The following is a 13,388-nucleotide window of genomic DNA, read 5'->3' as shown; positions in this document are numbered from 1 at the left end:
GAAGATGGCTCGCATCGAAAACCACAAGTACAGCATCGAGGAGGCATTCCGTGAATGCTTCTACATCGTCCCCGACTACCAGCGCGAGTACGTCTGGACCGACAAGGAAGTGCATCAGTTGCTGGAGGACATTGGCGAACAGATCGATGCAGGAACGACGCGGGAATATTTCATTGGCACAGTCTTGGTGTCGCCGACCGAGCAGAAAAACCATTACGAGGTCATCGACGGCCAGCAGCGCTTGACGACGTTCTTCCTGCTGCTGTGCGCGCTCAAGCATCTGTTCCAGGGCGAGCCACAGCGCCAGATGATCTCCGGGCTGATCTCGACCTGCTATGTGGACAGCGACGGCGAGGTGCGCACCACCCTGAAGTTGGAACCACGTTACGAAGGTGCGGGCGAAGTGATGGCCAAACTCGTAGAGCTGGAAGCCGACCCTATGGCTGTTCGTGCGGGCATCCAGGCTGCTGGCATCACGAGCTTTGGGTCGCTGGAGAATCTGGTCAACGCCTACGGCACGCTGTACCGCTACCTGAAGGACAACTACGACGACACGGCCAAGCTGAAGAAGTATTGGGGCTATCTGGCCAACAACGTGGTGTTCATCCAGATCTCCACCGACGTCAGCAGCGCGTTGAAGATTTTCGAAACCATCAACGAGCGCGGCGTCGGTCTGAACCCGATGGACTTGCTCAAGAACCTGTTGTTCACGCAGGTCAAGCAGACCCAGTTCACTCGGCTCAAGGATGAGTGGAAGAAGATCACCAAGCCGCTGGAGAAGGAGAAGGAAAAGCCGCTGCGCTTCTTGCGCTACTTCCTGATGGCCAACTACGTCATCAAGAACGAGCGCGGTGATGCGGTGGTGCGCGAGGACGAGATCTACGACTGGTTCATCGCCAAGGACAACGCGGCGCTCTGCGACTACGCAGGCAAACCCTTCGAGTTCGTCCGCAAGGTGATTCGCAACGTCGAGCACTACTTGGCCTTCGCCAACGGGCTGGGGAATGACGGCAAGCCCAGTCTGGCGATGGACAGCCTCAAGCGGCTGGCTGGTGGCGCGTTCAGTTTGCACTACGTCCTGCTGCTGGCAGCCGCGAATTTTCCCAAGCCGCTGTTCGATCACTTCGTCGCGCAACTGGAGAGCTTCCTCTTCTACTACATCTTCACCAAGACGCCGACCAAGGATCTGGAGCGCAGCTTCTCACAATGGGCCGACGAGCTGCGTGCGATTGCGGAGACAACTGATCCGGTGAAGCAGAAGGTTCAGCTCAACACCTTCGTCGCCGACCGCTTCGAGAAGAACATGGCGGGCAAGTCGCAGGAGCTCGCCGATGCCCTCAAGCGCTTCACGCTGTATTCGATGCAGCAGTACCGCACGCGCTACCTGCTGGCGCGGCTGACCCAGCACGTCGAGATGGCGTTCGGCGGCTTGAATGCCCCAGGCAGTCTCGAGCCATTCACCAAGCTGGAAATCGAGCACATCCTGCCCGACAACCCGAAGGCGGAGCTGCGTGCCACGTGGGCAGCAGAGAACCCGAATGCGGTCTACGACGACTACAAGAATCGCCTCGGCAATCTGACCTTGCTGGAAAAACCAATCAATATCGTCGCGGGAAATGATTTCTACAAGGCCAAGCAGGCAGAGTACGGCAAGAGCGGCAACTACCTGACGCGCAGTCTGGTGGCGCTGACCGAGGTCGGCCAGAACACATCGATTTCCCGGATCAACGCCAAGCTGGAGGCTTTTCCTGCGTGGAATGCCGCGTCCATCGAGAAGCGCCACGCGCTGCTCATCGCGCTGGCGCAAGAAGTCTGGAAGACGACGCCAATTGATGTTTGATGGGGCAGGTTAATGCGCTGCGCGAAGAATGACGGCCCCGCGAGTTCTCTCGATCCGAAGAGCAATTGCGTGACCGGATAAGTGCTTGACACGGAGGTCGCTCGCGAACTCGGTGTTCCGCCGTCCGCACCCTGAGCATTCAGTCGAGGTCGGTCTGGGCGGATAGCGCCTCGATGGGCTCCGTGGGGCTGTGCCTTCGGACCTGCTCACTGCCATGCCGTGATCGCCAACCCGGTTCATTCATCCAATGCAAAGACGCAACGGCAACGTTCTCTACTCCGCCTCCGACCTCGTCAACTTCCTCGAATGTGATCACCTGACGACGCTCGATCTGATCAATCTCGACACGCCGCTGCCGCGCAAGGTCGCAAGTGACGAAGACCGATTGATCCAGCAGCACGGTTTCAAACACGAGAGCGCGTATCTGGATCACCTGAAGCGCGCCTTTGCTCGGGTCATCGATCTGTCGGACGTCGATGGGACGATGGACGAGCAGGTCGCTGCGACGCTGGACGCGATGCGCTCGGGGGCTGATGCGATCTTTCAGGCGACGCTGCGTGACGGCTGCTTCATCGGGCACGCCGACTTCCTGCGTCGGGTAGAGCACCCCTCGGCCTTCGGCGACTGGAGCTACGAGGTCATCGATACCAAGCTCGCACGCACGGCGCGCGCGAAGTTTCTGGTTCAGCTCGCTTACTACTCGGCCTTGCTGACCGTCGTGCAGGGCGTGGCTCCGCGGGCGATGTACGTGGTGCTTGGCGATCGCCGGGAGCTCACCTACCGCTGTGCGGATTACGCGCGCTACTTCGAGACGGTCAGACAGCGTTTTGTCGAGCGCGTGCAGGGCGGGCCTGTCGATACCTATCCCGATCCCTGTGACAAGTGTGCGCAGTGTGCATGGGAGGATCTGTGCGACGCGCGCCGGCTCGAGGACGATCACCTGAGTCAGGTGGCCAACATCAGCCGCGTGCAGATCCGCAAGCTGGAAGCTGCCGGAGTGCGAACGCTGGAGGCGCTGGCGGGTCTGCCGGCGGAGGTGTCGGTCGCGAAGATTGCGCCGGACACGTTTGCGCGCCTCCGTCATCAGGCCGGTCTCCAGCTTCGTGCGCGACAGACGGGTGAGCGCGTGGTCGAACGATTGCTGCAGCCGGAGGGGCGCGTGACCGGCTTTGCCCGCATGCCTCGGCCCGATGTCGGCGACCTTTTCTTCGACATGGAAGGCGACCCGCTGGAGGACGGCGGGCTGGAGTACCTGTTCGGTCTCTACTTCCACGAGGGTGGCGAGGCGCGGTTCCGCGCCTTCTGGGCCTATGACCGGGCCGGCGAGAAGCTGGCGTTCGAACAGTTCATGGATTTCGTGACGGCATGGCTGCGCGATCATCCGGGCGCGCATATCTATCACTACGCTGCGTATGAACAGACAGCGCTGAAGCGACTGATGTCGCTGCACGGCACGCGCGAGGCGGAGGTGGACAACCTTCTTCGCACCCAAAAGCTGGTCGACCTGTACAAGGTCGTTCGCGAAGGCATTCGCGTTTCGGAACCGCGATATTCGATCAAGAACATCGAGCACTTCTATCTCGAGGGACGCACGGGTGACGTAACCAATGCGGGGGCCAGCATCGTCTGGTTCGAGCGCTGGAAGGAAACCGGCGACGAGAAGTACCTGAAAGACATCGAGGCCTACAACTACGATGACGTGCGCTCGACCTTCGAGCTGCGGCAGTGGCTGCTGAACTTGCGGCCGGTCGACACGCCGTGGTTCTCAGCCGCGGGATTAGAGGGGAGCGACGCACCCGCGCCTGGCGAGCTCAGCCCGGCGGAGCAGCGACTAGTGTCGTATCGCGAACGCCTGGTCGATGTGCTCCCAGCGGAGGCCGAAGCCTGGAATGCCAGGGAACATCTGCAACTGCTGACCTACCAGTTGCTGGACTTTCACCGTCGCGCGGCCAAGCCGGAATGGTGGGCGCTGTTTGCCCGCATGGACATGAGCGATGAAGAGTTGCTCGACGACGGCGAATGTCTGGGTGGGCTGGAGCCTGATCCGGAGTACCCGCCGGAGAGGGTAAAGCGGTCGGTGCGCTACACGTTCCGCTACCCGGCACAGGACACCAAGTTGCGTTCCGGCGTAGCGGCCACGGTCGTGCGTACTGGCGCGGGGGTGAGCAATCTGGTCATCGACGAAGATTCGAGACGGGTGAGCTTTACGCTGGCCGCAAACCGCGAACTACCGCCTCCGCCGCTCGCTCTGGGGCCCGGCAAACCCGTCGATCAGAAGGATCTCGTGAATGCGGTATTCCGGTTCGCCGACAGCCTGGTGGCCGGGAATCGCAGATATCCGGCGCTCGAAAGCTTTCTGCAGCAGTTGCCGCCAGAGGTGAGGGGGCATGTGCCGGGCGGGCCATTGGTTCCGCGTGCCGAAGATCAGCTGCCTCAGATCATCGACGTCATTACGCGGGTGGAGGAAAGTTGCATCTTCGTTCAGGGTCCTCCTGGCGCCGGCAAGACCTACACCGGCTCGCATGTCATCGTGGCGCTGCTGAAGCAGGGCAAACGGGTGGGCATTTCGTCGAACAGCCACAAGGCGATCAACAACCTGCTGTCCGGCGTGGAACGCGTGGCGCGCGAGAGTGGCCTTGTCTTCCGCGGAGCCAAGAAGTCGACCTCCAAGAGTGCCGAGAGCATGTTGAACGGCGAGTTGGTCGAAGACGTGTTCGAGAACGAGGACATCACGAGCGAACTTGAGGGGCCGCACCCCTACCAGCTCGTCGCCGGCACGGCCTGGCTGTTTGCTGACCCCGCGCTCGATCGCAAGCTCGATTACCTCTTCGTCGACGAGGCCGGACAGGTTGCCGTGGCCAATCTGGTGGCGATGGGGACGTCCGCCCGCAACATTGTGCTGCTGGGTGACCAGATGCAGCTCGGCCAGCCCATCCAGGGCGTGCACCCGGGGCGTTCGGGCGAATCTTCGCTCGACTACCTGCTCGACGGCGTCGCCACCATCGCACCTGATCGCGGCATCTTCCTCGCGCAGACCTGGCGCATGCACCCGGATATCTGTCGCTTCATCTCGGATGCGGTCTATGACGGGCGCCTCGAGTCGGAGCCGGGGACCTGCAATCAGTCGCTGCTGCTGGACGCCGGGCACCATCCGGCGCTCAAGCCCACGGGCATCGTGTTCTTGCCTGCCGAACACGAGGGCTATGGCCAGCGCAGCGAGGTCGAGGCCGACATGGTGAAGGCGCTTTTCAGCAGTCTGCTGGAGCAACGCTATCGCGACCGCCGAGGTCAGGACCACCCGCTGACGATCGACGACATCCTGGTCGTGGCGCCCTACAACATGCAGGTGAACCTGCTCAGGGAAACTCTGCCCGAGGGCGCGCGCGTCGGCACCGTGGACAAGTTCCAGGGGCAGGAGGCTGAAGTGGTCATCGTATCCATGGCCACCTCCAGCGCCGACGACCTGCCGCGCGACATCGGCTTTCTTTACAGCCGCAACCGACTCAACGTCGCCATCTCCCGCGCCCGCTGCCTCGCCGTGGTTGTGGCCAACCCGGCGCTGACCGCGATCCGCTGCAAAACGCCGGAGGATATGGCGTTGGTGAATACGCTTTGCTGGGTGAAGGACGTTGGTGCCACCCAGACTGAATCAATGACGGAGCTGTAAAAATGGAAGTGTACTTCGCTCGGCATACCGACGATTGGCATGGCGGTGGTTGGCTCAACTACCTGCATGAAAGGGGAGCGATCGCAATCAGATTCGATCCGATCGAGTCATGGAGCCCCGAAGATTACTCAAGTCCTGGGGGCGCTTCGGCAATTCGCCATATGAACACGCTGAACGATCTTAAGACAGCGGCCAATGTTGATCGTGAAGAGGGGGCGTATGTTTTCGCCTCTTACACCCTTGGTATAGGTAATCGCGTTGTGATCGGCGGGCGGCCGAAACCCGACTCCAAGTGTTTCCTTAGCGCACTGGACGATATTCCGAGGGACGGATGTCCAATTCCGCCGCTAAAGGTTCTTTTTCTCGATAATCCTCAGTTGATCCAGAGAGATGCCTTTCCTCATGCCTATTTGCTGGCCCCGCCGAGATCGACCTTCGTCAGATGGGAAGCTATAGAGCCCGTTGCAATTCCTTGGATATGTAACAGGCAAGCTGATTTGCTCAACCGATGCAGCTATCTGCCGGCGTCTATAGAGGTGGCCTGCGAGGAGTATATGCGCCTTACCGGGCGGTTAACGGCAAAAATCTTCCGCAACGGCGGGACAATGGCTCACTTTGATATCGTGGGTGTCGGGCGGCAGGGGCCCATTCTGGCCCAAGTTAAGAATGGCGGAACCTGCAACTTAGTTATTGCAGCAGCGAACGCGATGATTGCGGCGACAGGAGAGCCCGATGCGAATTTATACATCTTCTGCCCGCAGGCTTTGATTCCCCGTTTCGACGGGCGGGTGCAGTTCATATCGGTCGAAGATGTGCTGCAGACGCTGAAGAACAGCTATGGGGAGGAGTACCTCAGAAGTCTGCAGAGTGCGCGCTTTACATCCTCGTCAGCAGGAGCAGGGTGATCCCCTAGCCGATCTCTCGCACCACTGCGTGCTCGGCGTCTCCGGACAGGACGACATGTGCTGCCAGATGGCAGCGAGTCAGTCCGACAAACAGCTTCCTCTTCTCCGTCTGCGTCAGCTCCTCGAAATCCAGTTCCGTGAGCACGATTCCGGCCCGGCTCTGGCCCTTGAAGCGGAAGATGGAGTCGATCAGCAGCTCGCCGTCGGTCCAAAGCGGCGTGCCGTTGCGGTCGTAGCGGCCGGTGAAACGCCGGGTACGCCATGGGCCGATGCGGTCGAGTGAAAGAAGCTGAGAGTGCTTAAGACCGTGGCCGGTGAGCACGGCGATGTCGTTGAGCGGTATGCCCCGGTCGAGCAGCGCCTGTACGGCCTCAACCGTCTTGCGCATCAGTTCCGCCGAGCCGCCGTAGGTGAGGAAGTCCGGCAGTTCGCCGGCGTAGGGGCTGCATGCGCTGACCGGTCGGGCCGTCAGCGCGAGCGCGTTGATGACGCCAATGATGTGGCGCGGGGTGCGGAAGTTGTCGTCGCAGCGCAGCGTGACTGCGCCGTCCAGATCGAATTCCTCGCGCTCGTAGAGCCGCTGTGAGGGATCTTCCATCAGGTAGAGACGCCCTTGGCTGGTGAGTTGCGGCAGCAGGCTTTCAAGCCAGGCTGGCTGAAAATCCTGGCCCTCGTCGATGACGAGCAGCTCGTAGCGCGAGGGCATTGACGGTGCGTCGGCGTGATAGCGCTCGGCGATGGTCTGGAACACCGATGCATCGGAAAAATCCGGCTCCCCGACCACGCGGCGGTAGTGCTCGACACAGCGTTCGTGGAAGGTCTCGACCTCTACCGTTGCCGGTGCAAGGCCGACGATGTGATCAGCCAAGGCACGGTTGAAGCAGAGATAGAGCGCACGTTGCTTCCGTGCGGCCGCCTCGTCAAGCAACCGGAGCGCGAGCTGCGTCTTGCCTGACCCCGCAGTGGCGTCGACACGGATGACGCCCGACGGCGATTCGATGCGGAGCACCCAGGTGGCGAGGCCGTCTGACAGTCGGTGCGTGGTGTCGCGCAACTGCACGCCCAGCGCACGCAGATCCGGCGATACGCGGAATTCGTTCGCAAGGAAGCGACGGATGTCTTCACGCGGGCTGTTGTCGGGGTCGGCTGGCATCAGGCCCCGTACCAGCTCCGGAAGCCGGTCGAACATTTCGGCATCGAAGATGCGTTCGCGGGCAAAGGAGGCGATCTGGTCGCTGCCGATTGAAAAGTCCGGCAGTACCAGGCAGTTGAGCACTCTTGCGTGCAGGCCTGCCTGCTTCAGCTTGTTCACCATGGCTGCAAACTGGATGCGGGACTGCCGCGCCGCGTCGTGAGTGCGCCCTGCGTAGAGTTTGAGCAGTTCGCCGTTGCTCAGACTGAGCTGGCCGGCCTTGATTTCAAGCAGCACCATGTCGCCCGCGGGGCCAAGCACGACCACGTCGATCTCGCGGTGTTCGTCCGCACCGTCACGCAGGGTGTGGAGCGTCAGGCTGTGGAAGATGTCGAAGCTCGCGTCCAGGCCATCCTGCAGTCGGCGGATGACGTCAAGTTCGCGGTAATAGCCGCTATCGAGGCGCGGACCGGGGTGCATCGGATGCAGATGTGCCATGACCGGAGAGTGAATGGACGACAACGGCATTCTAATCAAGGCGCGGCGCTTGCCGCGCCCCGGAGGGGCTAACCCGGCGGATAGCGTTGAATGATGCGCGCCTGCTCGTCGTCACGGGCCTTGACCTGCGCCTTTTGCGCCAGGCCTTCAGGCGTGTCAGGAATTCCGCTGTCCGGCGAACTCCAGGACATTATGGGCCAGCCCCGATGGTTCGCCAGATCGTCCGCGATGTCGCGGATCACGTCGCGCAGTTCGAGCGGGGTGAGCCAGCGTTCCGGGATGACGCGGTCACCGTGCAGGGCGCCCAGGATGTTGCCGACGATGGCACCGGTCGAGTCGCTGTCGCCTTCGTGACTGACCGCCAGGCTGAGCGCAGATTCGAAGTCCGTGCAGCCGAGGGCGCAGTACAGCGCGATGGCGAGCGCCTCTTCCGCCACCCAGCCTTCGCCCAGCGACGCAAGGCTGTCGGCACTGTTAGGAGACCGTCGCGCCGCGCAGTATGCCGCGTCGATCGCGGCCAGCGTTTCGTCGTGGCCGTCATGAGCACGCAGCAGCACGATGCATGTCTCGATGGCCTGATCAAGCGTCTGCCCGAGGCAGATCGCCGCGATCAGCGCACTCAGGAACCCGGCGGAGAGGGTGGCGGTGATGTGGCCATGCGTGATCCTGGAACAGTCCATGCCCAGGGCGAAGGCCTGCTCGGGTCCGCGGCTGCCGTGATGCACATGCGCGTACAGACCGATCGGCGCTACCCGCATCACCGTGCCACAGCCTTTGCTCGTGTTGTTCGCCACGCCATCCACTTGTGATGCGCGCAGTGCCGAAAGACAGGTGTTGCCGGGTGCCCGCCGGTCGAAAAGCGCCCGATGGGTCAGCAACCATCCGTTCATCCCATCGTCGCCGAGGTCGCGATGGCGGTAGCCCTGGGTGCGATACCAGCGCAGGTAGCCGTGGCGCATCAGCAGACCATGCACGCCGATGCGCTTGGTGGCCATGCGGATGTAGCCACGCAGCAGCGCGTCAGCCGTAAACAGCGTCATCTGCGTGTCGTCAGTGATGGCACCGATGCGGCCATAGGCCGGAATATAATCGCGCACTCCGTCCGGCCCGAACTGCTTCAGGATTTCGCTGCGCGACCAGAATTCAACCGGCGCGCCAAGCGCATCGCCGACCGCGCCGCCGAGAAGGCAGCCTCTGAAGCGGGCCAGCAAGGGCGTTTCGCCATAAGTTCTTGCGTTTTCTTCCGTCATTTATTCTCCTTCTCTGGGCCGCCGAAGGTGCAGGACCGCGCAAGATCGGTGTCTGCGTTGTCCGTCTCTAGGCGAGGTACAACGAGCGATGCTTGCGCGTCACGCTTGACGTCTTCCACGTCGGGTCGTCGGCATCGTCCGGTGCGCAGGGCAGCGCCGCCTCAGTTTCGTTCCTGCGCTTTCCGGATAAGGTCCGCGGCTGCCTGACGGGCGGCATGCTCGTGCAGTCCGTCCCGATATGCGCGTACGCCGTAGTCGACAGCGCCCAGAAGCTGATCGAGAACCGCTACGAAATGCGCAGGCTCGGCATAGCGTCCTTCTGCGATCACGCTTACGAAGGCGTCGGGCACCATGCACTTGACTACCTTGGTGCCCATGCTCACTTCCTGCGCAAGTTGCATGGCCTGATCGCGGCCCTCTTCGTCAAACCGATGGATGCATTGCGCTGCCAACACGTAATGGCTGCTGTCGTCCGCGCGTTGCGTAATTAGGTAGCGACGGCCGAACATGACGATGCGCAGATCACCGTCGGGGTCGACGGTGGGGCGATAGCCTTCGGCCTCAAGCCAGGCAAGCACCTCACGCGCTTGCGGCGTGAGGGGGACATCCGGTTGTTGGGCTGTGCTCATGCGTTCTCCTCATGGCAAGTGACTGAATTAGTGACGCAAGGCGTCGCAAGTGAGGTGTGCCGCATCCGTATTCAGACGCCTTGTGTGTCATTCGCCGACAGGGCGTAGTGGATGCCGATCTCGATGGCAACGCTCGCTGCTGGGCGCGGAGGACGGGCGATCTGATCGCGCCAGATTGGAAGGCTGTGGCCCTCTCGCGTGATGCCCAGACCGAACTGCCAATACGAAAGGTAGGCTTCGCCGCGATCTGCCGCGTAGGCGTTGCCGTTGGCTGCTGCACCGTCGAGTGCGTATGCCCAGTTGCTCTCACGCATGCACACGCCGTACTCCGGATGCGGCGTCTGCCCGAGCGCGATCAGGTAGCCGATGCTCTTGGCGTCCAGAGGGTGGTAGGCGGCGATGCGTAGCCGTCCGTCGTCTCGCGGGCGTATCGCCGCGATGACCTCCATCTCACGCTGTAATGTGACCAGCGTCTGACCACGATCCACCGGCCCGACTTCAAGCCACCAGTTCTCGCCTGAGACGGCAAGATTTTCCCGTGCAGTATCAGGTGTCAGCAGTTCCGCAAGTCGGTTGAGTGCCGGGGACAGCGCTCTCCAGAGTGCGGCGTCATCCTTTGCCCGCATCTGCAGGCCGTAGAGCATCCACTTGAACGGAAGTGAGCCTGTCACTGCAGCAAGTTCCCAGGCGTGTGTGGGAATTGGATAGGCGATGTCAGGAAGCGCGTGAGCTTCGAGTGCTGGCTTCTTCAGCCAAAGGTCCATCCAGTCGGCAGGATTGATCACAGCGGGCCTCTCGCGAATTCGAAAGTGTTCCGCTGATTCTCTCCGCTGCAGGGCTCATGGAATGAGCCTAGGTTCCGAGCTCCGGAGGCGACAGGACGGTTTGTTGAGGTACTGTCTGCAGAAGACCTCCGCAGTGGACGGTCAGATGCCTGCGTAAGTGGATCTGGAAACTTTCACGCTTCCGCGCGGCATTGCCGATTCCGGATAACCCCCGCCCGCTCAAACCGCTAAGCTTGAATCGCTGTCCGGCTGCGTGCCGGCCTTGGATACTCCCTCTTTGCAGGCCCGCCTTGTGCGGGCCTTTTCTTTTGCAGCGGGGAGCGAAAGCGGAGTAGGGCGGTCGGCAGGGGATGCTGACCGGGGTGATCAGCGCTTGCCGCTGCCGCCGAGCAGGGCGGCGACCATGCGGCGGGGGCGCTTGGCGGCGGAGGTGTCGCCTGAGGCCGGGGCGGAGGTGTCGGCCGGGGTGGCGGATTCGTAGGGCTTGCTGAAGTCGAAGCCGTCGGCGGCAATCATTTTCTGGGCCGGACGCGGGGCGCGCGGCGTGCGCGGGGCGTCACTGCCGGCGCTGCCTGCGCTGCTGCGGCTGCGGCGTTCACCGCGATCCGGGCGCTCGCTGCGTTCCGAACGCTCGTGGCGCGGCTCGCGGCTGCGCGTGGCGCGCGGATCGAAGCCTTCCGGGGCGACGATTTCGATCGGCTTGCGGATGAGTTTTTCGATGTCGGCGACGCGGCCCTTTTCTTCCGGGGCAGCCAGCGAAATGGCTTCGCCCGAGCGGCCGGCACGGCCGGTACGGCCGATGCGGTGCACGTAGTCTTCGGCGTTGTGCGGCAGTTCGAAGTTGATCACGAAGGGCAGGTCTTCGATGTCCAGGCCGCGGGCGGCGACGTCGGTCGCCACCAGTACGCGCACGCTGCCGTTCTTGAATGCTTCCAGCGCTTCGGTGCGCTGCTGCTGGCTCTTGTCGCCGTGAATGGCGTCGGCGGCCACGCCCTGGCGCACCAGGTGGTGGGCCAGCCGGCTGGCGCCGAACTTGGTGTTCACGAACACCAGCGCCTGACGGTCGGCGTAGCTGTCCTGCGTGAGCAGGTGGGTGAGCAGCGCGCGCTTGTCGTCGGTGTCGCAGGCATGCACGCGGTGGGTGATGGTTTCGGCCGTGGCATTGCGGCGGGCGACTTCGATCAGCTGCGGGTCGCGCAGCATGGCCTGCGCCAGCTTCTTGATCTCTTCCGAGAAAGTGGCCGAGAACAGCAGGCTCTGGCGCTGGGTGGGCAGCAGCGCGAGGATGCGCTTGATGTCGGGGATGAAGCCCATGTCCAGCATGCGGTCGGCTTCGTCCAGCACCAGCATCTGCACCTGGCCCAGATTCACGGTCTTGCCTTCGACGTGGTCGAGCAGGCGGCCCGGCGTGGCGACCACGATTTCGCGGCCTTCGCGCAGTTCAGCCACCTGGGCCTTCATGTCCACGCCGCCGTAGATGCAGGACGAGCGCAGCGGCAGGTGCTTGCTGTAGGTCTTGACGCTTTCGTGCACCTGCATCGCCAGTTCGCGGGTCGGGCACACGATGAGCGCGCGCACCGGGTGCTTGGCCGGCGACGGCGAGCTGTTGGCGTGCGGGGCGAGGCGCTGCAGCAGTGGCAGCGTGAAGCTGGCGGTCTTGCCGGTGCCGGTCTGGGCGCCGCCCATCACGTCACGGCCGGCCAGTACGACCGGAATGGCCTGGGCCTGGATGGGGGTGGGCGAGGTGTAGCCGGTATCGGCCACCGCGCGCAGCAGTTCGGGGATCAGCCCGAGTTCTTCAAACGACATGGATGCGAAGCTCTCTTGTGCAGAAGCGTGCGTACGGCTTGTGGCCGGGGCGCGTGGCGCTTCTGTGGACTTCCGCCTGGCATGCCGGTTCAGGCTGGGGAAATCGGTTCCGGAAAACCCGGCGCGAGGCGCGCGGCGTGGTGGCCAGCGCGGAAGTCGAGCCCGGGGGCGCAGGCGCCAGGGCGGGGAAGGAAGGCCGTTACAGGCCGGATACCTCTGGCCGCGCCATAACCGGCGAGGCGACTGCATCGCGCATTATCGCACAGACGCGGTCTGTCGTCGGTGGCTGTCGGGGGCGGCTCTGCGCGGCCATTGGCCGGCGTCGATCCTTAGCCGGGACATGTGGCGGCGGGGGCGCCGCTTGCACGTGTTTGTTGCGGGTCTTGGCTGGAGCAGGGCGGGCTTTGCCGCGGCGATCAGGGGCGGATCCGATGCTGGGTGTGATCGCAGGCCGCATCGCGGCGGGGCGCCGCTTCCACGGGAATCTGCGCAGACCGCGACCGGTTCCGTGGGAGATTCTATGTTCCAACGCAAGCGTTTTCGTGTTGTTTAGGAACGTAGTTGGAAGCGTTCTTCATCAACGAGAAGGCGACCCGTGCGAGCTTTCTTGCCAGAGCGACCAGCGCCTGGGTGCGGCTGAATCCGCGCTGGAGCAAGCGCTGGTAGAACGGTTGCCAGGTGCTGGAGCGGCTGGCCGCCATGGCGGCGTTATAGAGCAGACGGCGCATCTCGGCATCCCCCTTCTTGCTGAGCGCGCCGCGTCCGCGCTGGGTGCCCGATTGGCGCACGGTCACATCCAGGCCCAGGAAGGCGATGAAGGCATCGCCGCCGCTGAAGCGGGCGCGGTGGAAGGTGGCGCACAGGCCTGCGGCG

General features: G+C 63.0%; 9 protein-coding genes. 3 read left to right on the top strand and 6 right to left on the bottom strand.

Annotation, left to right across the window (positions count from 1 at the left end; genetic code table 11):
* Positions 1-4 precede the first annotated feature (4 nt).
* The 3 genes from METUNV1_RS07600 to METUNV1_RS07590 all read left to right on the top strand — a co-directional run bounded on the left by METUNV1_RS07600 (position 5) and on the right by METUNV1_RS07590 (position 6,412).
* Positions 5-1,840 (top strand): DUF262 domain-containing protein, encoded by a 1,836-nt coding sequence (locus METUNV1_RS07600; RefSeq protein WP_008060481.1) that lies wholly within the window; start codon positions 5-7, stop codon positions 1,838-1,840.
* Between the two features lie 247 nt (positions 1,841-2,087).
* Positions 2,088-5,507 carry a TM0106 family RecB-like putative nuclease gene (locus METUNV1_RS07595; protein WP_008060480.1) on the top strand — a complete coding sequence of 1,140 codons (3,420 nt, stop codon included), beginning with the start codon at positions 2,088-2,090 and terminating at the stop codon, positions 5,505-5,507.
* Positions 5,508-5,509: 2 nt separating this feature from the next.
* Positions 5,510-6,412, top strand: a complete 903-nt coding sequence (locus METUNV1_RS07590; RefSeq protein WP_008060479.1) for a hypothetical protein — start codon at positions 5,510-5,512, stop codon at positions 6,410-6,412.
* Between the two features lie 4 nt (positions 6,413-6,416).
* Here METUNV1_RS07590 and METUNV1_RS07585 read toward each other — a convergent pair whose 3' ends face one another.
* The 6 genes from METUNV1_RS07585 to METUNV1_RS07560 form a co-directional block, all read right to left on the bottom strand.
* On the bottom strand, positions 6,417-8,042 hold the full coding sequence (locus METUNV1_RS07585) for an AAA family ATPase (protein ID WP_008060473.1): 1,626 nt from the start codon (positions 8,040-8,042) through the stop codon (positions 6,417-6,419).
* 68 nt (positions 8,043-8,110) lie between these two features.
* Entirely contained in the window at positions 8,111-9,292 is a 1,182-nt protein-coding gene (locus METUNV1_RS07580) for an ADP-ribosylglycohydrolase family protein (RefSeq protein WP_043359366.1), read from the bottom strand.
* A gap of 161 nt (positions 9,293-9,453) precedes the next feature.
* Entirely contained in the window at positions 9,454-9,921 is a 468-nt protein-coding gene (locus tag METUNV1_RS07575; RefSeq protein WP_008060471.1) for a hypothetical protein, read from the bottom strand.
* A gap of 71 nt (positions 9,922-9,992) precedes the next feature.
* Positions 9,993-10,706, bottom strand: a complete 714-nt coding sequence (locus tag METUNV1_RS07570; RefSeq protein ID WP_139026320.1) for a hypothetical protein — start codon at positions 10,704-10,706, stop codon at positions 9,993-9,995.
* 366 nt (positions 10,707-11,072) lie between these two features.
* Positions 11,073-12,515: a DEAD/DEAH box helicase gene (locus tag METUNV1_RS07565; protein WP_008060469.1), complete on the bottom strand. Its 1,443-nt coding sequence runs from the start codon at positions 12,513-12,515 to the stop codon at positions 11,073-11,075.
* Positions 12,516-13,033: 518 nt separating this feature from the next.
* Positions 13,034-13,388 (bottom strand): IS110 family transposase (locus tag METUNV1_RS07560; protein ID WP_043359362.1); only part of this gene is annotated, 355 nt, incomplete at its 5' end.

Origin of the sequence: Methyloversatilis universalis FAM5, from assembly GCF_000214035.2 — a bacterium.
Lineage (GTDB): Bacteria > Pseudomonadota > Gammaproteobacteria > Burkholderiales > Rhodocyclaceae > Methyloversatilis > Methyloversatilis universalis.
The sequence above is the reverse complement of the archived record's forward strand: the minus strand, read 5'-3'. Positions and strand labels throughout refer to the sequence as shown.